Source organism: Nocardia sp. NPDC050630 (assembly GCF_044457245.1).
Taxonomy (GTDB): domain Bacteria; phylum Actinomycetota; class Actinomycetes; order Mycobacteriales; family Mycobacteriaceae; genus Nocardia.
In genome coordinates, this window is sequence record NZ_JBITGN010000001.1 from 17,799 (window position 1) to 40,352 (window position 22,554).

16 protein-coding genes are annotated in these 22,554 nt (G+C 63.9%); 13 read left to right on the top strand and 3 right to left on the bottom strand.

Annotation, left to right across the window (positions count from 1 at the left end; all coding sequences use genetic code 11):
• Positions 1-40: 40 nt before the first annotated feature.
• A complete protein-coding gene (locus ACIBG0_RS00075; protein ID WP_397027770.1) occupies positions 41-1,045 on the bottom strand; it encodes a hypothetical protein in 1,005 nt (334 codons plus the stop codon).
• A gap of 84 nt (positions 1,046-1,129) precedes the next feature.
• Complete coding sequence (locus ACIBG0_RS00080) at positions 1,130-2,341, bottom strand: FAD-binding protein (RefSeq protein ID WP_397027771.1); 1,212 nt, start codon at positions 2,339-2,341, stop codon at positions 1,130-1,132.
• Between the two features lie 232 nt (positions 2,342-2,573).
• Between ACIBG0_RS00080 and ACIBG0_RS00085 the strand changes: the two genes are divergently transcribed.
• Genes ACIBG0_RS00085 through ACIBG0_RS00095 form a run of 3 tightly spaced genes read left to right on the top strand, consistent with a single transcriptional unit; the run spans position 2,574 to position 7,038 of the window.
• Entirely contained in the window at positions 2,574-2,909 is a 336-nt protein-coding gene (locus tag ACIBG0_RS00085) for a hypothetical protein (RefSeq protein WP_397027773.1), read from the top strand.
• Positions 2,910-2,942: 33 nt separating this feature from the next.
• Positions 2,943-4,907: a type VII secretion target gene (locus ACIBG0_RS00090; RefSeq protein ID WP_397027774.1), complete on the top strand. Its 1,965-nt coding sequence runs from the start codon at positions 2,943-2,945 to the stop codon at positions 4,905-4,907.
• A gap of 1 nt (position 4,908) precedes the next feature.
• A complete protein-coding gene (locus tag ACIBG0_RS00095) occupies positions 4,909-7,038 on the top strand; it encodes a hypothetical protein (protein WP_397027775.1) in 2,130 nt (709 codons plus the stop codon).
• A gap of 516 nt (positions 7,039-7,554) precedes the next feature.
• On the opposite strand, the gene ACIBG0_RS00100 is transcribed toward ACIBG0_RS00095, so the two are convergent.
• Entirely contained in the window at positions 7,555-8,631 is a 1,077-nt protein-coding gene (locus ACIBG0_RS00100) for a hypothetical protein (RefSeq protein ID WP_397027776.1), read from the bottom strand.
• Between the two features lie 471 nt (positions 8,632-9,102).
• Between ACIBG0_RS00100 and ACIBG0_RS00105 the strand changes: the two genes are divergently transcribed.
• The 10 genes from ACIBG0_RS00105 to ACIBG0_RS00150 all read left to right on the top strand — a co-directional run bounded on the left by ACIBG0_RS00105 (position 9,103) and on the right by ACIBG0_RS00150 (position 22,512).
• Positions 9,103-10,059, top strand: coding sequence for a C40 family peptidase (locus tag ACIBG0_RS00105; protein WP_397027778.1), 957 nt, complete (start codon positions 9,103-9,105; stop codon positions 10,057-10,059).
• Positions 10,059-11,339 carry a hypothetical protein gene (locus ACIBG0_RS00110; RefSeq protein ID WP_397027780.1) on the top strand — a complete coding sequence of 427 codons (1,281 nt, stop codon included), beginning with the start codon at positions 10,059-10,061 and terminating at the stop codon, positions 11,337-11,339. The genes ACIBG0_RS00105 and ACIBG0_RS00110 overlap by 1 nt, the downstream gene beginning before the upstream one ends.
• 362 nt (positions 11,340-11,701) lie before the next feature.
• Positions 11,702-13,462: a type VII secretion AAA-ATPase EccA gene (gene eccA, locus ACIBG0_RS00115; RefSeq protein WP_397027782.1), complete on the top strand. Its 1,761-nt coding sequence runs from the start codon at positions 11,702-11,704 to the stop codon at positions 13,460-13,462.
• 5 nt (positions 13,463-13,467) lie between these two features.
• Positions 13,468-15,027: a type VII secretion protein EccB gene (eccB, locus tag ACIBG0_RS00120; protein WP_397027783.1), complete on the top strand. Its 1,560-nt coding sequence runs from the start codon at positions 13,468-13,470 to the stop codon at positions 15,025-15,027.
• Positions 15,028-15,059: 32 nt separating this feature from the next.
• Positions 15,060-19,034 carry a type VII secretion protein EccCa gene (eccCa, locus tag ACIBG0_RS00125; RefSeq protein WP_397030118.1) on the top strand — a complete coding sequence of 1,325 codons (3,975 nt, stop codon included), beginning with the start codon at positions 15,060-15,062 and terminating at the stop codon, positions 19,032-19,034.
• Positions 19,035-19,186: 152 nt separating this feature from the next.
• The gene (locus tag ACIBG0_RS00130) at positions 19,187-19,504 is read left to right on the top strand and encodes a hypothetical protein (protein WP_397027784.1); all 318 of its coding nucleotides are present in this window, start codon (positions 19,187-19,189) and stop codon (positions 19,502-19,504) included.
• Between the two features lie 30 nt (positions 19,505-19,534).
• Complete coding sequence (locus ACIBG0_RS00135; RefSeq protein ID WP_397027786.1) at positions 19,535-20,872, top strand: PPE domain-containing protein; 1,338 nt, start codon at positions 19,535-19,537, stop codon at positions 20,870-20,872.
• 40 nt (positions 20,873-20,912) lie between these two features.
• Complete coding sequence (locus tag ACIBG0_RS00140) at positions 20,913-21,326, top strand: hypothetical protein (RefSeq protein ID WP_397027787.1); 414 nt, start codon at positions 20,913-20,915, stop codon at positions 21,324-21,326.
• Between the two features lie 34 nt (positions 21,327-21,360).
• Positions 21,361-21,672 carry a WXG100 family type VII secretion target gene (locus ACIBG0_RS00145; RefSeq protein ID WP_397027789.1) on the top strand — a complete coding sequence of 104 codons (312 nt, stop codon included), beginning with the start codon at positions 21,361-21,363 and terminating at the stop codon, positions 21,670-21,672.
• A 9-nt stretch (positions 21,673-21,681) separates the two neighbouring features.
• A complete protein-coding gene (locus tag ACIBG0_RS00150; protein ID WP_397027790.1) occupies positions 21,682-22,512 on the top strand; it encodes an ESX secretion-associated protein EspG in 831 nt (276 codons plus the stop codon).
• Positions 22,513-22,554 lie beyond the last annotated feature (42 nt).

Genomic DNA, 22,554 nt, shown 5'->3' on the forward strand with positions numbered 1-22,554 from the left:
ACGGCGGCACTCTGTCTGTAAGCGACCGGCTATCCGAGTGCTACTCGGTAGTCCAAGTGGGCGTGCCGTAGACCTTGAGTTTGTCGATGCCCTGCTCGGCGGAGAAGCCCATTCCAACGAATGAGTAACGCAGTGTCGCCCCGCACGACTCCGCTGCCTGGGCGAGGGCGTCGACGGCATGTGGTGTGCCGTGGTGCTTGGACGCGAGTTCTCTTACAAGCCCGGTCATGTCGTGTTCTCTTGCACCCACGTCGAGTCCGAAGACGGGGGCGCCCGAACCACGTGCACACGAAACGAAGAAGTCCTGTTCGTGGAGCTTGGCCGCGTCGGCGCCACACCGAACGAGCTCAGACAGCACTTCCCATGCTTGGTCGCCGAAGTAGCGGACCAGCTTCATCGGTACGGCGACGTCGCCGGGCCGGGCCCTCAGGTAGAGCTTATGGATCACTTCGCCGTGCGCGTCCACCTCGATCGTGGCAAAAACAGGCTTGATGAGCTTCTCGTCGGCGGGTGCCGACGCGAATTCCGCGAAGCCTGGCCATCTACTACACAACCGGCGCAATGCGCCGGATACATTCAGGCCGCAATACATTTTGAGACGGGCCGTATGATGCGGAGATTCGGTGTCATGCGCAACTCCTATCCATGTGGCGCTGCGCGGCGGAACTTTCGTGGGATCGGGATACAACGTCGCGACGAATGACTGAAACAACTCGACGACCGTCTCATCGCCTTTCGGTAACCATCTGACGAGATCTCCAATCGCGGCGAGTTGAGCGTCGGCTCGAGAGCCGATCTTCATGTTCTGCGTCGCGGTCTCGGTGGTATAGCGCAGGACCGGCGTGAGGTTGCCGCGGCCACCGGTCACACTGACTTCGAATGGAATGCCGGACCTCGTCAGGAGGCTTGCTCGGCGTCCATCCGGCCGTCGTGCCTCCAGCTGTCCGCCGCAGGCACGTTCCGCGACGGCGTGGATGGTCGCTGGGTCATAACGCAGCGTCAACCGCTCAGCGAGTTCGACCAGGAATTCACCAGCGGCGCCCATATCGTCTATCTCTCCTACCCGGTCGACCCTCACTCGCCCTAATTCCATCCTTCACAGACGTGATGTCGGCGCGGTCGTGGCCTATTAGGCACGCGGCCGCGCCCCGACGTGGCAGATATCGGTATCTAGAGCCGCCCCTACAAGCGGGAGGTGGGCATTGACGTTTTCCAATCGGTGCGCGGCGCGCAACTGCGCAAGCTGATCTAGGTCGTTTCCGTAGAGTTGCTCGGCCAGCGCGCGGTCTAGGTCGTTGATGCCGTACAGGTACGGACGCCCACCCAGCTCGCAACAGCGTTCCAATAGATCGCGAAACACACGCCGGGTGGCGGCTGTGGCGGTCAGATCGCGGTGGACCGAGGTGTACACGCCCAGTCCGATCGAAATGGGGGCGCTGCCGACCGGGATAAATGCGAACGAGGTTGAATCGGGCGGGCGGCGCACGATCAGGATGTACAACATCGTGAGAACATCGTTCAGCGGAGCGCGGTGCCATAGCGTCTCGGCGGCCGCGAGCATCGGCGCGAGCCGCCCAGCAGGCACCATGTAATCCGTCCAAAGACGGGCGTGACCAGCGGACGGGGCGACCGGCCGTGCGGTATCGGGGTGGCTCTCGAATGGCAGATCGGGCACAACCGCGCAGTTCTCTTCGCCGCATCGCCGCGGACCGTGGCCGCGCCAGCCTGTGGTGGAGAAGAGCTTGCCGCGGCGCATGGACGCGCAGTAGATGTCCACATCGTCGCGCTGTGCGATCCATTCGGTGTGCTCGACGAGTTCAGATGGTGTGGCGTGGTATCGACGATGCACGTGTGTGTCGCGGTAGTACGGCACGGTTCGCAGCACCGCCCGTTCGATCAGTCCAACTGTGCCGAGCCCGCCGAGTGCGAACCGGAACAGCTCCGAATGCTTCGTACGCGAGCACCAGCGGCTGGTTCCCGTTCCGTCGATCAGCTGGATTCGCTCCACGTGGTCGACCTGCATGCCGTACCGTGCCGAGTTGATCCCGATGCCGCCGACCGAAAGGGTGCCTCCCACCGATGCGTGCAAGTAGTCGGTGAGCACGGGGACTGCCCTGCCGTGGCGGTTGAGATATCGCTCCAGGACGTACCAGCTAATCCCGGCAGGCACCTCGACCAGGCTGTCGCCGAGCTCGCGTATTTGTGCGGCTGCCATGTTCGGCGCGTAGGTGACGAGCAGTTCACCGTCGGTGACGGTCTGTCCGTCACAGGAATGACCCGCACCGCGCAGCGTCAACGGTCGACCGGAGCCGAGCAGCGCGGAGGGAAACGCGGAGGGCATTCGGTGCACGGTCCGGGGGACGGCGTGCCGTAGACCGCCGAAGTCGGTGGCGAACTCGTCGATGGTGGACCTCGCGGGAACTCAGGCTCTCGCCGTCGGAAGACCGGTGTGAACTCGAGTATTCTACCTTCCCAGTGTTGGGAACTTGGTGTGGCCGGCCTTGGCGCATCCTGGAGGATCTATGAGAGAACTCCACCCCGATGTACGCGTCGGATTTAGCCTGAGGCGGGAGTTGCGGAACCGCATCGCCGACATTCGCGAACGTGCCGATGCGATCGTAGCGCGCCGCCCGTCCCCGAGCGGATTGGTCATTCCCGAGGTCGACGCGAGGGGACGGCTGCGGGACCTATACCTGGCGCCGGGAACCTGTGCCCGATTTGGCAATCAGGAGCTCGCCGAGGAAATCGTGGCCGCCATCGCCGAAAGCGCCGAGGATGCGCGGCGACAGTACCAGATCGCGATGAACGATCCCGAAAATCTGCCCCGGCCGCTCTCGGAGATCATGCGCGATTGGCGATCTGCCGGGTCGTATCAGCAGCCCCCCAATTTTGGGAAGCCGGAACAATGAATCTGAGCTGAATGGCGGGAGGATCAACCGAGCATGCCCGATTACCTGGTTATCGAGCCAGCCGAGCTGCGCAGAATCGCCGAGCAGCACAAATTGGCTGCGGAAGGCATCCGGAAGTGGGGCGAAATCCCGCATGCTTGGCTCGACGAATTCCCAAACACCTACGGTACGATCGCCGCTCCGATGCATGCGGCGCTGGTGGACTACTACACGAGGCGCCACGACAAGGCCGAACGCGCTGCTGTCAACCACGAGCAGGCGCGAGACCAATTGCTCGCGGCGGCAAGGGCGCTCGAAGAGGGTGATCAGACCGGCGCACACCAAATCAACCAGTCGGGTGGCAATAGCCCCGTAGTCCCTGCTGGTCGTCCGATACCCGGCGCGCCCACAGGTCTCGTCGCACCGGTTCACGCTGGGCCGGACACACCGACAACCGGCATGCACCCTGACCAGCCGTCGAACACCACACCCGAGACCCCAGGTCTGTCCGGCACGACGCGTCACCCCGATCAGGCGCCCTTGGCACCTGCCGCACCGGCACCACAGACCGACGGCATTCTGCCCACCGGAGTCACCGGCGCGATCGGAATGTTGCCGACCTCGGTCGGCGTGCCGGAGTACAGTGCCGCCGATATGCCGGCCACTACAGGCGGTGACTCGAGCGGTGCCACGGGCACGGCCGGTCACTCGAGTACGGTCGGAGGAACGCCTGCGCTGGCTACGGATGCGTATCCCATTCCGGTTGCCCCCGTCGAAGCGGGCGCGGCTGCCCGGGTACCCAAATCACTGGCGGTGGGCCCGTTCGCGGCGGCGGTCCATCCGACCCAGGACAGGCGAGCGCTACCGTCGTTGGTGGTAGGTGAGCGGGTTGAAGATGACCTGGTGCTTGCCCGCACCTTGCTCGCGGCGACCCTCGCCGCCGTACGTGATTCGGCGCGCGGTATGGATTGGGCGGTGGCGGTGGGACGGGCCTCTAGCGGACCTATCGTTTTGTTGACCTCCACCGAGGGGCGTGGCTGGCTGCCTCCCGGACTGTTCCTGCCGATGGAGGTCACTCTCCCGTGGCGATGGGACTTCACCCTCCGTACTACGGGACAGGAGGCGATCGCGGCATTGGAAGGAACCGCCGACCCGTCCCGAATGCTCGCCGAGTTCGGCTACCTGATGTCCCGCCGCAAAAATGTCTGGATCAGCGCCTTGGTGTCATCCGCAGCAATCCCCGACGGCGTGCGCGCTGCGATGGGCGGCGATACCGCCATTGCAGAGTGGGTCTCTCCCGCCGAGTCCGCTGTCGACTTCACCGCACCCGGCCCCGGCCTGGTCGACCGGCTCGCGTTGGCCGGTTCGGACGAGTTGCTGCGCCAAGCGGCGACGGTGCCTGAAACGGAGATTCGGGCAAAGTGCCTCGAGTTGGCGCGGGCCGCGGATACGCAGGTCCGTGCCGCAGTCTCTAGCGTCGGCGGGGCAACCGTAACCCACCGTGCCAGGCGACGGCAGATCCTCGATGCACTGCACGCCGGTCAGCCCGTCCCGGTGAGTTGGTGGGACCAGATGCGCGCCGCCGATGACATAACAGCGTCGGCGCTGTGGTCGCGGCGTGTGGACGTGTCCTCCGTTCCGGTCGGTGGAGTTCGCCCGGGTGTATCCACGGAAGCCTTGCGCGGCATGGTTTTCGAACGCCGTGCCGACGAACTGCTGCTCTTGCTCGCCGCAGGGGCACCCGACCGGCAGACTCTGCGCGATGCGCTCTACACGTACGGCCAGATAGCTGAGCACCCGCTGCTGCCGGAAGCAGCGCGGGTAGTGGCCGCCCAGAAGGCCGGTGTGGGTACGGCGACTCCGGACGTCGGGTTAGCCCATGGTGTCGGGACGGGTGTCCATGGCGTTCGTTCGGTGACCGTCGGTTCCAGCCGCCTCGGCGGGGGCCCCCCGGCCATCGCCGAGTTGCTGAATGGTCCGGCGGGGTCCGAGGGCACCGGCGAGCAGAGGAGAGGCTGATATGGGTGGCGTAGACGACGTCGTCGGTGAGATAACAAGGGACTACAAGCACTCTGGGGATTGGCCCTGGGATGACGGCACCGGTTTCCAGGGCGACCAGGCAAAAAACTCGCTGGATAAGCTGGATAAGCTGGCCAAATCGAATCCATCCGATTTCGAGGACGCCTTCTACAGACTTATCAAAGTTACGGACAACGACGGGGGGGCGGCTGGCGGCCTAGGACAACAGCTTGTACAAGATGCTGGCGATCATCTCAACGATGATCAAAAGAAGCAGTACCAACTACTCATCGATGCGCTCAAATCGGGTGACCCGAGGGCTTATGTCAACCAGGTGAAGAAGGATAAAGCGGCCGCCGAAAATCCGGAGTACGAGAATGATTTCGGCTTCGAGAAGGTTCCATCCGAGGATAAACACGCGTATAAAGTCGACCTGTATTTGCCGAGAGGGCACAGTAAAGCGCTGAAACTCCTCATCAACGACACCGAGACCACCATGCAATGGGATCTCGACACCCTCGGTATCGGTCGTCCGAAGGACAATCCAGACTTCAGCCAAACCGTCGGCAGCGAACAAGTCAAATCTGCGAGCGGTTGGGGGGGAATCGTAGATGGCGCCGATACCCTGAAAGACCAACTGGACGACAGGTGGACAAAGTTCAAGAAGGATCACAAAGATGTCTCAAACGCCACATACAACGGCAAAATAACGGGCAACGATTTATTTAAACAGCTCGAGGGACTCGTTGATCAACTCAACACCAGTCTCAAACAGGATTTTACGGATCCGAAGCATGGCGCCGTCCGCGACGGAGACAAGATCAACTACATTCATTGGGAACGAAACCCTGATAATGATGTCAACATCAAGGACGTGGCTGAGAAGGGTAAGGATGGCAAGTTCTACTTAACGCCCGAGGTGGAACAGAAATATTACGTCAAGGCTATCCACGATACTGGTGAGCTTTGGGATAAAGCCTATACCGCAGCGGTCGAGAAATTCCGGAGCCTGGGCCTATTGGTCGACGACCCTGCCGATAAGCCGAATCCCAATCCCAATCCGAACCCGAATCCCAACCCGAACCCGAACCCGAACCCCAACCCGAACCCCAACCCGAACCCGAATCCCAACCCCAATCCTGCGAACCCCACCGACGACTACAGCGGCACCTACAAGGATCTACTCGGCGACGGTTCGACTACGACTAACGCCGACGGCACCACCACCACCGACGGCACCAGCACCGATACCAGCGGCTCGAACAGTGGCATCATGTCCGCGATCAATTCGGCGATCAGCGCGCTCGAGAACAGCGCGAACGGATCCAGCGGCAACCAGGCGACCCAGGCCGGATACAACAGCGGTGGCGGCGGTTCGTCGGGGTCCGGCGGCATGGATATGAACTCGATGATGCTGCCGATGATGATGTCGCAGATGATGCAGCAGATGATGGGGAATAACGGTCAGGACGACCAGAAGCAGCGCGAGGAAGAGGAGCGCGAGGAGCGGCGTCGGCGGCGCAGGGAGGAAGAGCAGCAGGCTGCGGCGCAGGCCCAAGCCCAGGCCCAGGCCCAGCCGGCCGTCGCATCGAACACGCCGACCAATGTGGTTCAAGCGGACGCCAGTGCGACACCGCCACCGGTGGGCGCCGGTGGTCGGTCGATGGTCGATATGAAGCTGCCCGACGGCACGACACAGAAGGTGTCCTCGGCGGTCTCGCAGGCCGTGAACAAGGAACTCAACAATCCGAACGGCAGCGATGCCAGGTCGGCCTACGCGGGCACGACCGGACAGCCGTCCGCGGGCAGTCCGTGGGTTTCGGTCGATAGTGCGCATCTGCAGACCGGTGACGTGGTGCAGTGGGCGAATCGGAGTGCGATCGTCGTGGTGGAACCTTCGGGACTGGAGGTCATCGTCAACGGCCAGCTCGTGCCGTTGGACCCGAACAATCCACCCGACGGCGGCACCGGCGGTTACGGCGAGTTCCAAGGGTTCTTCCACCCGAGTGGCGCCGATCTGGACAATTCCGCCCAGCAGCCGCAAACGCCTGCGACGCCGAGCGCGCCCGGTGTCACCGCAGCACCGGCAGCACCCACAGCTCCGCCTGCGGTTACCGCGCCGACGATCTGATACGCCGCCGTGGTCCTCGAACCACAGGGGACCACGGCTTTTTGGGGCGCAAGTCGGTCCAGCTGTGGAAACAGCTCGCGCGCGGTTTCCGCGCTAGCGGTCTGATGCGCCGTCGTGTCGCCTCGAGTCATTGGGGACCGCGACTGTTCGGGGCAACGTCGGCTCTGCTGTGCGAACGGCTCGTGCGGCGGTTTCCACGCTAGTGGTCTGACGCGGGCATCGTGTTGCCCTCGAGTCATAGAGGGCAACGGCTGTTCGGGCGCAAGTCGCCCTGCTATGTGTTGCGGCCCGCGTCGGTGATCTGACATGGCACACCGGTCGCTCTTATGAAACCGTGCGGGCTACGCACGGCGGCCCGAAGCGGAAGCTGGTCTGGCGCCGATCGGTATTGACCGCCGCTCGCCGCCGAAGTGTGCGCCCCTGCGGATGGAATCCGTTTCGCGCCAGATCAATTCGGCCGTCGCCACGACTCGGCAGACGATGTCGTCCGGCGATGCGGAACGAATAGACCTTCGATTACGCCTGTACCACAGGCGAATCCACGGTGACCTCGTCCTCGGGATCGTTCTCCTGCGTTTCGTCGGTATCGGTATCGGTCGCAGCCGTTCCGTTCCGATTCACCGCGCGTCGGACATTGGCGCGAGCCGACACCGGGGACATATTCGACACCGGCGTGGCTGATCCAGGCGTACTCGCGCTTGCCGTCGCGGCCGGTGCCGCCGGGGCGGGTTGGCCTGCACTGGGTGCTGCCGTCGGCGCGGGGGCAGGGCTGCCCGGCGCGGCACCGGGTGCTGCCGCCGGCGGCTGGGCCTGGCCCGTCTGCGCGGCGTCCTCGGCCGCGTCTTTGTCCTTGTCTTTGTCCTTGTCTTGCTGCTTCAGCAACTGCGGCAACTGCGCCACCAGTGGCATTGCCATCATGGGCAGCATGCCGAGCATCGACACCAATTGCCCGAGCCCGCCGTCGCCGGAACCCCCACCACCGGCACTACCGGATCCGGACTGGCCACTGCCGCCGGACCCACTGCTGCCGGAGCCGTTGTTACCGTCTCCGGCCATATCGTTGTTGAGCTGGTAGACCGCTTCGACCTTCTCGTAGACGAGGTCGATCGCCTCGGCGACCAGCTTCATGATGGCCACCTCTCGAGCGGGTTTGAGCTTCCCAGTCCCAGCGGCCTTCAGTTTTGTCTGGAGTTCGGCAACGATCTCTTTGATCGCGCGCAGCGTCTCGTCGCTGCCCGCGGCCACCACGATCGAGGTTTTCATGACCTTGGTGTCGTAGGTCAGCAGTGCGGTCTGCCTGGACTGGACCTTCGCCAGGGCTTCCTCGTACTGCTTCTTCATCAGGCTGTCGCCGATGCTCTCGTAGATCACCGGTCGCAGTAGGTCGTCGACTTTGGGTGGCAGGTCGGGGGTACCGCGTCCCAGCAAATCGACGGCGGTTTGGATGGCCTCTTCGGCCATGGCGATGAATGCCTTCAAACCCGCCGACGCGCCCGGAGGCGGTGTCAGCTCCACCGTCCAGTAGTGGCCGGTTTTGGCCTTGCTCGACGTGGCGGTAACGGTATCGGTTGCTCCGGGCGGTCCGCCGAGCAATGCGGTGGCCGAGGGGGAACCAGGGGCACCCGGGGGATGGCCCGAACCGTCAGGCGGAAGCTGGCCGGACGGATCACGAGGCGGCGGACCGGGCGGAGCGCCGCTCGGTGGACCGGACCCATCAGTGGGTGGTTGGCTCCCCGGGGGACCGGGCGGTGGGCCGGCTGGAGCACCAGGCGACCAACCCAAAGGGCCACCGGGGCCTGCGGCATTGCCAGTGGTGGGAGAGCCGAAGATCGTTTGCCAGGTCTCGGCCGCGGTACCCGCCAGTTCTGCCGCCATATCGTCGCCACCGCCTCCCAGAAGTTGTTCTCATTGTCGTGTCTTCCCGCCGCTGGGAAGATGAATCATTCGCGCAATTGCCTCATAGTCGTTGTCACCCCGAGATTCGGGGGGACCGGTGCCAACCGGGAAACATTGGCGAGCAGTTCCGGAGAGGCGGTCGGTGATGAGCGAGAGCGAGTCGGTCGAATGTCGCCTGCACTGACGGGTGACCTCCAAGAGGTCCTGCGCGCCCTGCTCGGGCTGTACGGAAACGGGCAACCCGATCCGGCCGCCACCGCGAGCATCGTTCGAACAGTCGCCAGCGATATGAGTGCTCATGCCGGATCCGGCGTGGTGACCTACACCGATGCCCGCGGCATCCAATCGACGATCGCGGAATCACATGCGGGCAAAGATGGTGTCGTGCACAAGACCGTCGGCGAGGCCGGGGACGGTACGGTGGTCGGGCGCAATCGCTTGACCAATCAAATCGCAGACCTGCAATCGCGAATTCAGGCGATCGCCTCCGTCGGCGATACCCGGTTCAGCGGGCCCGCTCTACTCGAAGCCGCGCATACGACCATCGCCAAAGCGGCCAAACAGGTCGATACCGATGTCACGGCGGCGCGTCAGCGGGCGGCGCAGATCATGCCGCCCAGCATGCCCGAACTATCCCGGCGCAAGGCCAGTAGTTCGACACCGCGTCGTCGTCGGCGTGCTCGTTCACGGTCCGCGGTGTTGTCGAACGGTCGTCGTGGTCGGCCCCGGGTGCCCTCGGATGGAACCGCGGGCAGCAAGGCGGTCGGTGCGGCCAGCGAATGGCTCGGCACCCCGTACATCTGGGGCGGCGGTGGCGCCGGTGGACCGTCCGGTGGTGGCTTCGACTGCTCCGGTCTGACCCAGTACGCGATCGCGCAGGCCTCCGACGGTCGCGTGGTTCTGCCACGGACGACCTATGACCAGATCTACAGCGGCGTCCAGGTTTCCCCGGCGGAGGTGCGACCGGGCGACCTGGTATTCCCCGCAAGTTCGTTCAGCGCGCGGGGGCCGGAGCATGTCCAGTTGGCCGCGGGCAACGGCATGGTCATCGAGGCGCCGTACTCCGGTTCGACCGTGAAATGGTCGCGCATGTCCAACGACGCCATTGTGGTGCGGGTGCTGTAGTGGCGGTGGATATTCCGCCGGAGGTCGCGGAGTTCCTCGACTGCTGTGGAGTTCGATACCCGGATATCGACGAAGGTGATGTGCGTGGCCTCGCGGTCAAGGTGCGCACCTTCGCCGCGAATACGCGAGGGCTTGGGGTCGATGAGAGCGGAGATGCTCTCGCAGCGTACGAGCGCCTGGTCGCGACATGGGCCGCCTCCGATGGCGGCCATCAGGTCGAACTCGATCGGGTATGCGCGGTCATCGCGAAGGCACTGGATGCGGTGGCCTACGTCATTACCGTGACGAAGGCAGTGGTCCTGACCGAACTCGCCGCGCTGGCAATGACTTACGCGGCCATGACGGCCACGCCCTCGGCCCGGATCGCCGGACCGCTCCTCGCCGCGGCAGCGCGGCGACTGTGCACGCAGATGGAACGGGCTCTGATCGGTTACCTGGTCATCGAGGTGATCGGCAGGGCTGTCGAACCGCTCGGACGCGGCACCGACAAGTTGTTCACCGGCGCACCCTCGCTCAGGACATCGCCCGCCGAACGTGTCGACGAGCCGCGCGGGCTCGGCGCGCTTCCTGCTGAATCGCGGAGGTCTGATCTGGTGCCCGACCAATCGCGGGTGTCTGGTGCGGTGCCTGGCGAATTGCAGCGTCCTGACGTGGTCGCTGCTGGATCGCGGGTTTCTGGTGCGGTGCCCGCCGAATTGCAACTTCCTGACATGGTCGCTGCTGAATTGTGGGGCGCGGGGCCTGCTGAACCGCCACTGCCGATGTCAAGTGCGGTTCCTGCTGAACTGCCGATGTCTGGTGCGGTTCCTGCTGAATCGCCGATGTCTGGTGCGGTTCCTGCTGAATCGCGGATGCCTGGCGCGGTTCCTGCTGAATCGCGGACGCCCGGCGCGGTTCCCGGTGAACCGCCGATGTTCGGCATGTTTCCCGCTGAACCTCAGCTCTCTGACGCGGCCCCAGGCGAAGACATGCCGGTGACCGACTCCGGTGATATCCAAAGCAGTCGAGTCGGCCCCCGCATGCAGCCACCGCTCGGCCCGAGCCGTTCGCGTGGCTTCGTGACGCCGTGGGCGCACGCGGTCCGGGCATCGGAACAACGCGCAGCTTTCTCGAAAACAATACCCGCCAAGGCATTCCAATCCTTGGACCGGCGGGCCACAACGGCGCGCAAGCCGCGGGAAACGCCGTGGTCGAAGTTCGCTCGGAAATCGGAGGCCACCTCGAGCGAATTGGCCGTCACTGTACCCACGATCCGGCACCGCGAAGAGGGTGATCGGTGAACAAGCCGCCGAAACGGAGAGCGGCGGCCGACGGTGTGTGGGTACTGTCGGCCGCCGCCGGACAGATCGCCGGGTTTTGGGGTGACGATCCGCCGTGTGCCAGCCGATGGCCAGCGTGCCGGATCACGGCTACCAACCATCACTGGAGGGGCTGGGTCTTCGGGATGAGGGACCGTCGACCCGTCTTTAATATACCGCTAAATAACGGTACATTCAACATTGAGCCGATAAAAATGTGCGCATAGATTCGGTCGTTAGGTAACGATGCCGTCTTCCCAATCTTGGGAATAGATCCAGGTCCCTGACCGGGGCTGAAATGGCTATCTTCGGTCCACGAGGATCGTCGGAAGGGAAGTCCCGAGTTGTCTGCGGCCGAGGACGCGTTCTACACAGGTGTGCAAAGTCTGGCGCTCGTCGCCGGGGGCGTGCGAAATGAACAGCAGGCGGCGGCTGCCTTCCGCGCCGCCACCGACCTGGATCCGGATATGTGCGATGCCTGGTTGGGCCGCGCCATGGCCGGTGAAGTCACCTCCGAGGTGATCTATGGTGCGTACCGATCGGTGCACAACCTGTACCGGGATCAGCAACGCGCCGGTCTGGTCGACCGTGCGCTCTGGTGTCAGGTCGAGATCGGCGTCTTCGGACTGCGCGTCGCCATGGCGGATCGAGATCAGATCGCCATCGCCCAGGCGTGCTCGTATGCCGACGGTGGCGAATGGCAGGAAGCCGCGGCCATTCTCGCCGAAGTGCCACGCGACGATGTCGCCGACTTCGTGCGGATGTCGCTGTATTTCCGCACCAAACAGTGGCTGGATGTGCTCGCCGCTCGCAATGCCAAGCCAGCGCTCGACGATGGGCTGTTGGATATCGCCGCCGAACTGATGACGGCACAGGCGCTGGCGCATCTGGGTCGATTCGGCGAGGCCATGCCGCGCGCGCAGCGCATCGTCGAGGACAGTCAGTCCGGCAACCTGTCCTACATCTGGGCGGATGCGCATTTCCTGCTCGGGATGCTGCTGCGCCACGACGGCGAACACGATGCCGCCGACAAGATCCTCAAGGGTCTGCAGGGGTCCGCGCTGTGGCCGGACCGTCCAGAATGGCAGCGTGCGGTGCGGGACAAGTCTTATCGACTCGAGGTCACCACCGCCGAGGTCATCGCCTCGCGCACGAATCAATGGGATCCGAAGTCCGGTGACGACCCGTCCGAGGTTGCCGCATCCGCCGCGCGACTCGCACGCGAGTCACTGCTGGAGGAGGCCTCCGATCTGTTGCGGGCGCAGATCGGCATGGACTCGGTCAAGGAGCAGGTCGACCGGCTCAAGTCGGGTGTGCTGATGGATCAGGTGCGGGCCAAGCGCGGTCTGGCCGTGGATTCCCGATCGCAGCATCTGATCTTCTCCGGTCCGCCCGGTACCGGTAAGACGACCATCGCCCGTGTTATCGCCAAGATCTTCGCCGGGCTCGGCGTCGTCGAGAATGCCGACGTCATCGAGGTATCGCGTAACGATATGGTCGGCACCCACCTCGGCCACACCGCGCCGAAGACGAACGCGCTGATCGATTCCGCGCTCGGTGGCGTGCTGTTCATCGATGAGGCATACACCCTGATTCAGGAGGGGTTGTCCGGCGGTGACGCATTCGGTAAGGAAGCCGTCGACACTCTGCTGGCTCGCATGGAGAACGACCGTGACAAATTGGTCGTGATCATCGCGGGGTACGAGGACCAGATCGATCGGTTCCTGGCCTCCAACGACGGTCTCGCCTCGCGTTTCACCAAACGCATCCGCTTCTCCAGCTATGACGCCGACGAATTGGTGCGGATCGCCGATCATATTGCGCACAAGAAGGACTCGATCCTGTCCGTCGACGCCAAAGATGTACTGCGGGTGCGGTGTGAGCAACTGTCCGGGCAGAGCAAGAACGGCAGGCGGCTCATCGACTTGGCGGGCAACGGCCGTTTCGTCCGCAATGTGGTCGAGGCCGCCGAAGCCGAGCGGGACTACCGCTTCACCAGGGACAACGCGGATGTGCTTTCGATGACCAATGAGGAGTTGATGACCATCGACTCCTCGGACATCAGTGCCGCGCTCGCGGGCTTGGCGCCGGCCGCGACGGGCTGATCCGCATGGCGCGCTTCCGGGTGGTGACCAAGCACCAGATATCGGGTTGGCGGTTTCTGCTGCGCCGGATCGAGCATGCGCTGGTTCGCCGGGACGCCTCGATGATCGATGATCCGCAGCGGGGTCGCTCCACCGCGCTGTCGATCGGTATCGCGTTGGCCTGCTTGGTGATCGCTGGCGCGGCTGTCCTGGGATTCTTCAAACCCGCCAAGAAGGTGGGGGACTCGAAGATCATCGCGGAGAAGGACACCGGGGCGCTGTATGTGAAGGTCGGCGGTCGATTGTATCCAGCGCTGAATCTGACCTCGGCCCGACTCATCGCCGGTTCGGCGGAAAATCCGGTACCGGTCTCGCGCGATGAGTTGGCCAAGTATCCGCGCGGGCCGTGGGTCGGTATTCCCGGCGCGCCCGGGGTGATCGCGGACAACGGGGACCGGAATTCGTCGTGGACGGTATGCGATACCGCGAAGGTCGGTGCGGCGGCGCCGGTCAATCCGCAGACCGGATTGCCCACTGTCGCTTTGTCGCCGGTGTTGACGACCGCGATCGGCGGTCCGCTGACGGTCGATGGCGATGCGATCCGCGGTTTGGGCGCTGACGAGGCGCGGCTATTGCGCGATGACACCACCACCTGGCTGGTGTACTCCGATCCACAGCAGGGCATCGTTCGCGCGTCGATAGATCTGAGTAATTCGGCGGTGATCCTGGCCCTTGGCATCGACCCGACCTCTACCGTGGTCTCGGCATCCAAGGGTTTCATCTCTGCCATACCCGAGGTCCCGCCGCTGCGTGTGCCCGATGTGCCCGGTGCGGGGAATGTCGTGACATTGTCCTCGGGGCTGAGCGTGCCGGTCGGTTCGGTGCTCACGGTGTCGGCGCCGGATCGCGGCGCATCCTACTATCTGGTTTCGGAATCCGGTGTAGTGCAGATCAATTCGGTGCTGGCGTCGATCATTCGCAATGCCGACTCGCACGGTTCGGTGTCGACAAGGACGGTCGGGCCGGATGTCATCGCGGCGAATCTGCGTCCGGGTGCGTGGCCGGGGACGGCTGCCTATCCGATTCGGCCCGTGCATGTCGTCGATCCGATGCGACTGGGGGTGACCTGCTATCACTGGTGGCGCGCGGGCACCGATCAGAATGCCTCGACCGAGTTGCTGGTGGGACGGCAACTGCCATTGCAGGTCGACGAGCAGAGCCGAACCGTGGGCCTGGTGACGGCCACCGGATCACGCGGCACCACCGCCGACGCCGCGTATCTGCCGCGGACCACCGGACGCTTCGTCCAGGTGACCGGCGCGGATCCGGGATCGCCTCGGCGGGAATCGTTGTTCTGGATCTCCGACAGCGGCGTCCGGTACGGCATCGCTGCCGTTGTGGAGGCCAACTCCGCCCCGGATTCGACCTTGACGTCACTGGGACTGCGGACCCCGGTGCCCGCACCGTGGTCCATCGTGTCGCTGTTCGCGGTCGGTCCCACCTTGTCGAAGAATGATGCCCGGCTCCAGCACGACGGCATCCCGACGAATAAGGCCGTCATCGGTCTTCCGGGCGGCACCTCGTGACAGCTACCCGCCGATTCGTTCGGCCCGCTCGGATGGTGCGTGGACCGAAAGCCCCCGCGGTGACCGAATTGCGGTTGCAGCCGCCGACCGAACTACCCAAGCCGGTGCCGCCGTCGCGGCTGAAGATGATCATGCCGGTGGTCATGGTGTCGGCCATGGTCGGGATGATGGTGATGATGTTCCGCAGCGGCGGGCAGATGTCGCCGATGATGTTGATGTTTCCGATCATGATGCTGGTTTCCATGGGCGGGATGATGGGCGGTGCGTTCTCCGGAGGCGGTGCCGGCGGTGCGGCGAGTCTGAACGAGGAACGCAAGGACTATCTGCGCAGTGTCACCGATAACCGCAAGACCGTGCACGCCGCGGAGACCGAACTACATAACTATTTGCGCTACACCCATCCCGGTCCGGCCGAAATCGCCGCGTTGATCGGTGGCAAGCGGATGTGGGAAGTCCAGGTTGCCAGTCCGCAGTTCCTGCGGGTACGCGTTGGGCGGGGCCGGATCGCCAACCAGGTACGGGTCATTGTGCCGGAGGCCGCGCCCACCTCCGATCTGGATCCGGTCGGTGTCGTCGAGGTGACCCGATTCGCGAAGGCATATTCGACTGTCGGGGGTATGCCGGTCGCGATCAATCTGCTCTCGGCCCCGCAGATCAGTGTCGATGGCGATCGCGACGCGGTGGCCGCGCTGGTGCGGGCTATGGTTGCCGAGGTCGTCGTACTGCACGGCCCGGATCAGGTCGCGGTCGCCGCGGTGCTGTCGAATCCGGACGCACCGGAATGGTCGTGGCTGAAATGGCTGCCGCACACCCAACATCCCACCGATACGGACGCGATCGGGCCGAGTCGGATGGTGTATCGCAGCGTTTCGGAGTTGCGTGCCAAGGCGCTGGCCGGACTCAATCGCGGTCCGTTCTCCGCGAATTCCGAGCCGACGCTGGATCGAAAGCATTATCTGCTGATCGTCGATGACAGCGCTCCTGCCACCGATCGGGACATCTCCGGTATCGATGGTTGCACCTGGCTGCGGCTGGGTCGGACCGAGCAGACCTTGCCGCGAGCCCTGAAGTTCACGGTGGGGCCCGATCGGGCGCTGCACGAGGTGACCCCGCGCGGCCTGCGGCGGGTCGGAGCCGCCGACGCGATGTCGGTGGCGGCGGCGAAGGCGTTGGCCCGCAATATCTCCCCCTATCGGCTGTCCACCGTCGTCGAGGCCGTGGTCGCGGATCAGGCCAGCGGCGGCACGTCGTGGGAGGAATTGGTCGGCATAACCGATCCGGGTGCCATCCGGGTCGAGCAGCAGTGGCCGCACCGCCGTGACTCGGACCGATCCCGGCTGAATATTCCCTTCGGCCACGATCCGGCCGGTGGCGCGGTCTATCTCGATATCAAGGAATCGGCCGAGGAGGGCATGGGCCCGCACGGCATGTGCATCGGTGCCACCGGTTCCGGAAAGTCGGAATTCCTTCGCACCCTTGTGCTTTCGGCAGTGGCGACGCACACCCCGGATCAGCTGAACCTGCTGCTGGTCGACTTCAAGGGTGGTGCGACCTTCCTCGGGTTCGACCGGCTGCACCATGTAACGGCCGTGGTCACCAACATGGAAGAAGAGGCCGATCTCGTCACTCGTATGGAAGACGTGATCAACGGCGAAATGGGCCGGCGGCAAAGGATTTTGCGCGATGCGGGCAACTTCGCCAGCGTCGCCGATTACGAGCGGGCCCGTGAACAGGGCGCGCAGCTCGCACCGCTGCCCACGCTATTGATCATCCTCGACGAGTTCGCCGAACTGCTCGAACAGCATCCGAACTTCTCCAAACTGTTTGTCGCGATCGGCCGGTTGGGTCGTTCGTTGCGCATCCACCTGTTGCTGGCCTCACAGAAGGTGCCCGCCAACCGGATGGGTGAGCTGGAGGCGCATTTGTCCTACCGAATTGCGTTGCGCACCAACCAGACCGCTGATTCCCGCGACGCCATCGGTACCGCGGACGCCTATCACCTGCCGAAGAAGCCGGGTTCGGGTTATCTGCGAGTCGGCTCGGGTGATTTGCAGCGATTCCAGGCCGCATATGTCGGCGCACCGTATGTCGCCCCAGCGCAGGTATCGGCATCCAGTGCCCAACGTGCCAGGCGACCCGGCGGTGGCTATCGGCCGCCACAGCAATTCACCACGGCCCATATCATCGATGTGCGCCCTGCGGCCATCGAGCCCGAACCTGTTGTGCAGCAGTCGCAGACAACGGACAGTGAGCCGGTGACCGTGATGGAGACGGTGCTGCAACAGCTGGGTGGTTTCGGCACACCGGCGCACAAGATGTGGCTGCCGCCGCTGACGACGCCGCCGACCCTGGACAAGCTGCTTCCCGCTGTCACGGCGGGCGCACTGCAGCTACCGCTGGCGATCGTGGACAAGCCGCGCCTGCAACGCCAGGACGTGTGGTCTGTCGATCTATCCGCGGCCGGGGGGCATGTTGCCGTCGTGGGTGGTCCCCAGTCCGGTAAATCGACCGCGTTGCAGACCCTGATCATGGCCGCCGCACTGACCCATACCCCGGAACAGGTGCAGTTCTACTGCCTCGACTTCTCCGGTGGCCTGTCGGGTGTGCGCAATGTGCCGCATGTCGGCTCGGTGGCCTCGGGCCGAGACGGTGACCGGATCCGCCGAACCTTCGCTCTGGTCACCAATCTCATCGCCAGTCGGCAGGCGCTGTTCGCCGAACTCGGCATCGACTCCATGCGTGAGTTCCGCCGCCGCCGCGGCCTACCTCGGGAGTCGGCGGAACTCACCGCGCAAGGTGACGAGCACGGCGATGTCTTCCTGGTCGTCGATGGCTGGGATGTCGGCTTCGCCGTCACCGGACCGTATTTCGACGAGTATCTGCCGGTCATGGAGTCGATCGCGCTGCAGGGTTTGAATTATGGAATCCATTTGGTGGTCAGCAGCTCCAGGTGGGCGGCGATTCGTCCGGCCATCAAGGATCTGTTGCAGACCCGGCTGGAAATGCGCTTGGGTGACTTGACCGACACGGTATTCCTCGGGCAGCGCAATGTTGTTGCCGCGATTCCTCCGGATCGTCCCGGCCGCTGTATATCCAACGACGCGTTGCACATGCTGACCGCACTGCCGCGCATCGATGGCAATAGTGCGGCGGACTCGGCGGGTGCGGGTCTGGCCGCCGCGATCGAGCAGCTGCACCAGACCTACCAGGGCCGCCGGGCGCCAGGGGTGAAGCTGCTGCCTCCGCAGATCACCTTGGACGAGATCATGGCCGGCCGTCCGGGCCCGGCGAGCCCGGCCCAGCGACTTGTAGTGCCGTTCGGTATTCGCGAATCCGATTTGCAGCCCGCCGCAGTCGATTTCGGCGTTTCAACGCACTTCATCGTCCTGGGGGCATCCGGCTCGGGCAAATCGACGGTGTTGGCCGCACTGCTCGAGTCGATCCGGAGGCAGTTCACCAAGGATCAAGCCCGGGTGCTGCTCATCGACTACCGCCGTCAGCATATGGATGCCATCCCGGAGGAGCAGTCGATCGGCTTCCTGACCAGCGAGCGCGACCTGCTCGAAGGGCTGCCGCCGTTCGCGGAAAAGATGCGTGGCCGCCGTCCGCCGGACGGGGTTACTTCCCAGCAGCTCAAGGAACGCTCATGGTGGAGCGGTCCGGAGATCTTCGTGGTGATCGACGACTATCACATGGTCGCCCAGCGTGGTCTGCGTAATCCGCTGGAACCGTTGAAGGACATCATCATCGACGGTCGCGACACCGGCTTGCACGTGATCGTCGCGCGCAACATCGCTCAGGCCGATACCGCGATGTATGACAACGTGCTCGGTCAGATGAAGAACCTCAACTCGTCGGGCCTCATCATGGACGGCTCGAAGCTGGACGGCATTCTCATCGGGGATGTGAAGCCGACGAAGCAGCCGGTCGGCCGCGGCATCTTTGTCGAGCCCCTGCACTCCCGCAAGGATCTCGTTCAGTCCGCTTGGGTACCACCGGAGGAGTAAGTCCGTGGTGGTTTGTCCGAGCTCGACAATGGGTATTGGCTGTTCGGTCGACGGCCGTTCCCATAGTTGGGAATGGCATAGCGTTCTCTATGAACGGAACGTTCTTGATGTGCCACTTGTCGGCAACTGGCACCAGTCGTTAGGAGACTGCCATGAACCTCGATCTTGTTCCGGGGGAGCTCCCGGTCATTGCCGCACGCCTTGGTATCAGTGCTGACGATCTGATGCTGACGCTCCACTCAAAGGCTCCGGTTTCCGTGCCGATGCAGCCTGGTCACGACGACATCAGCCCGTTCATCCCTGCCTTCTTCGGCGCTCACGCGATATCGTTCTTCCCTGCAACGGTAGACGGGGCTTTTCAGGGAGCCCGTGGCGCGGTCACTTTGCCTGAGATAGATATCTCCTACACCGTCAACGATGAGCATTACGGAGCGCACGTTGTCCGCAATGGAGTGGTATTCGACAAGTAGTCGCGAAAAGCCCGAGCGAAGGTTGATGACATGCCGCTTGGTCTCATATTCGGTGCATTGGCGCCGGAAGCAATAATTTATCCGTTGCTCACGGGTGACGGATCCGCGTCGACGACGGCCACGGCACGCGCGTATGACGCGATGGCCAAGCAATTGCGTGCGGCTGCGGCCAATACCGATGGCTCGATGGGCCAAATGGGCGGAGCGTGGGGGGGATTATCCGCCGATCAGGCGCAGGCGGCGTTTCGCAACCACGCGAACTGGCTGCGTGAGCAGGCGGAAGTTGCGGAGCGGACCGCTGACATCGCGAACAAAGTAGTCACCATTTACTCCGGGGCTCACAAAGCCATGACGGCTGTCGCGGCGTGGTGCGAGACAGTTCGGGCGCGGGAATCGGCCGCAGCCGTCGGGAGTGGGGTTTTCGGGGCAGCCGCGCTCGTGGTCGGCGAGGCCGAGGCGGAATTGCTGTTGGTCAGGGCCGCCGCGGTCGATGTGATGCTGGGCTATGCCGGCGCACTCCTGCCCACACTGGCCGCGCTGCCGACGCCGGTCGTGGCGCCGCCGATCGTGGCCGGTGGCGATCCGGGCCCGACCATGGACTTGGCGACCTATGACGACCCGACGTCTTACCGACCGACCGACACTCGTACCGGGACGACCGAAACTACCTCGTCGACGCGGCAAATCGGGTCGAATGGCGACGGTGACACCAACGGCGGTGGCGACAATGGTTCGAACGGCGGCGGTGACAACGGGTCCGGCGGTAAAGACTTGCCCACACAGCCCACCGATCCGACGGACTCGGCCACCCCCACCGACGCGGCGCAGTTAGCGCCGGATCCCAGTTCCCTGCCCGCTGATTCGAGTGCGAACGGCTTCGACTCCGGAGGATCCGATCAGTGGTTGTACGGCGCGTCGCAGAACTCGCCGACATTGGCTGGCCTGAACGGTGGCGTGGGCAGTCTCGTCGCCATCAACATGATGCGTGGTGGGCTCGGTTCGATGCCGGGCGCCTCGACCGGATTCCGCATGCCGTCGAGCTGGCTGCGTGCACCCGGTGCCAGCTTCGGCCCCACCTCGAATCCGGTGTCGGCCGGACCCGCGACCCGCGGCGGCCCACCGCGCCGGGTGGTCGCGGCCAATGCTCGAATGCGGCGGCGTCGCCGCGACGAGGAACGCAAGCCGGGCAAGGTTTTCGTGCCGGGCGAGCAGTTCGAAGTCCCGGTACTGGAGAAGCCTCCGGTGATCGGTGTCATCGAATACACCGATCGTCCGGAGGAATCGGATATCGATCAGGACGTTCTGGTCGGAGTCATCGAGCGATCCGACGACGATGCGGATTCGAATACCCCAGTTCTTCCGAGGTAAATCGCCGAGGTCGAATTCCAGTTGATGGAGAGGAACAACAATGGCTACTTTCACTCATGTCGACCCCGAGAAACTGAAGACGGGTGCCGCTAATTCGGCCGCTTGCCTCGGTGAGCTCGAGGGCCATATGAACGGTCTCTGGAGTGCCCAGGACGAGCTGGCGGCAGCGGTACCGCCCAGCAGTCTGACCGGTCGGGCGGCCCAGACAGCACTGTCCAACGCGTACAACGCGGGCAAATCTCTGGGTGGCACGCTGCAGGAGATCATCGACGCGTTGAACGATGCCCATGTCAAGATCGACGCCCATGACTTGGACGCGGCGTCGCAGGTCAGCCATAGCGGCAACGCCGACGGCTTCGTGGGTGCGGGTGGCAACCACAACTTCATGGGCGCGACGGGGCAGGCGGCTTATAACGCCGGCGCATCGAAGGTCGACTTCAACACGTGGCACTGAGTAAATAAAACTAGGTTCTAGAAAGGCAATTACGATGAGCGGACCTATTCACTTCAATTACAGCGCTGCGGAGGCGGCCACCGGCAACATCGGTTCCCTTGTTGCCGCGATGCAGACCAACACGGAGAATCTGCGCGCTCTGTACAACTTGCTCATGCAGGAATTCCAGGGTTCTGCCGCAGAGGGATACCAAGGCATCATGAGTACCTTCGACAGCAAGATCACCGCCTACGACGGCCAGGTCAAGCAGCTGAACTCCGTCATGTCCCAGCACATGAACAGCGGTGGAACCATGAACCAGGTCGATATCGTCCAAGGAAACCGTTTCGGCGCGATCAAGGCGTAACGGTAGGCAGTGGAGACCGATCCGATCGCGGTCGACCTGAATGTCGATGCCGCGCTGCTGTTGCAAGACATGGCGGGCATCGACTCCTATCCTCCGGTATTGGCATTGCTGCCGAATGTCTACAAACTCGACGATCTGGACCGGGTGCGCTCCGTAGTCGCGCGGGATCTCGCGGAAGCGGGCATCATCGACGACGATCGGGTGCACCCGGTAGTCGAGAACTGGCTGCAGTGTCTTTACCGACCGGATGTGGAACTGGTTGCGCGGGTGCTGGCTATCGGACCGGACGGTAAACGGCAGGGCATGCTGCGGCTGTCGCTGGTCCGTCGGGGCGATACGCATGTCTTGGCCGTGCGCCATGACGACGAGGTCGTCATTCAGCAGGTATTCCAGGAGGGACGTCAGCTGGACGCTGTCTCCGCCGCGCTCGCTGCGGCGTTGGGCCCCTGTCCGGCATTGCGTTTCGAGCCGATGACCGCTTCGCAGGCGGAGTTCGACGAAGTACCCGATGATCGGGAGGAATGTCGGCAGGCTTTGCTCGAGTTGGGCGCGCAGCCGCATACTGCGGGTGTGCTCAGTCGCATTGTCGATGAGGTCGTGCGGCGTGCGGAGGTGTCGATGATCGAGCATCGAGACGGTAGCGAGCATCGGCCGCGCGTCGGTGTCGGTGTGCTGGATACACTTTCGGGACGGGTGATTGTGACCCCGAGTGTAGCGATGGACGGGGAAGTCCGATCGACCTACGCTCCGGGTGACGACGCCGCCTTGCATGCCGCCATCGGAGCACTGGTCGAGCTGCTACCGGGCCGAAGTTGGTTCGATACCAGTCGGGTCGGGTGATCGGTACGTCGGACTTGTCGCGGCGCATCGGCTTCCGGTGGT

Coding starts and splice junctions, on each gene's coding strand:
- ACIBG0_RS00145 (WP_397027789.1), top strand. CDS start 21,361: ATGAGCGGACCTATTCACTTCAATTACAGCGCTGCGGAGGCGGCCACC.
- ACIBG0_RS00105 (WP_397027778.1), top strand. CDS start 9,103: ATGTCGCCTGCACTGACGGGTGACCTCCAAGAGGTCCTGCGCGCCCTG.
- eccB (WP_397027783.1), top strand. CDS start 13,468: ATGGCGCGCTTCCGGGTGGTGACCAAGCACCAGATATCGGGTTGGCGG.
- ACIBG0_RS00095 (WP_397027775.1), top strand. CDS start 4,909: ATGGGTGGCGTAGACGACGTCGTCGGTGAGATAACAAGGGACTACAAG.
- ACIBG0_RS00075 (WP_397027770.1), bottom strand. CDS start 1,045: ATGGGCGCCGCTGGTGAATTCCTGGTCGAACTCGCTGAGCGGTTGACG.
- ACIBG0_RS00130 (WP_397027784.1), top strand. CDS start 19,187: ATGAACCTCGATCTTGTTCCGGGGGAGCTCCCGGTCATTGCCGCACGC.
- ACIBG0_RS00135 (WP_397027786.1), top strand. CDS start 19,535: ATGCCGCTTGGTCTCATATTCGGTGCATTGGCGCCGGAAGCAATAATT.
- ACIBG0_RS00140 (WP_397027787.1), top strand. CDS start 20,913: ATGGCTACTTTCACTCATGTCGACCCCGAGAAACTGAAGACGGGTGCC.
- ACIBG0_RS00090 (WP_397027774.1), top strand. CDS start 2,943: ATGCCCGATTACCTGGTTATCGAGCCAGCCGAGCTGCGCAGAATCGCC.
- eccCa (WP_397030118.1), top strand. CDS start 15,060: ATGGTGCGTGGACCGAAAGCCCCCGCGGTGACCGAATTGCGGTTGCAG.
- ACIBG0_RS00080 (WP_397027771.1), bottom strand. CDS start 2,341: ATGCCCTCCGCGTTTCCCTCCGCGCTGCTCGGCTCCGGTCGACCGTTG.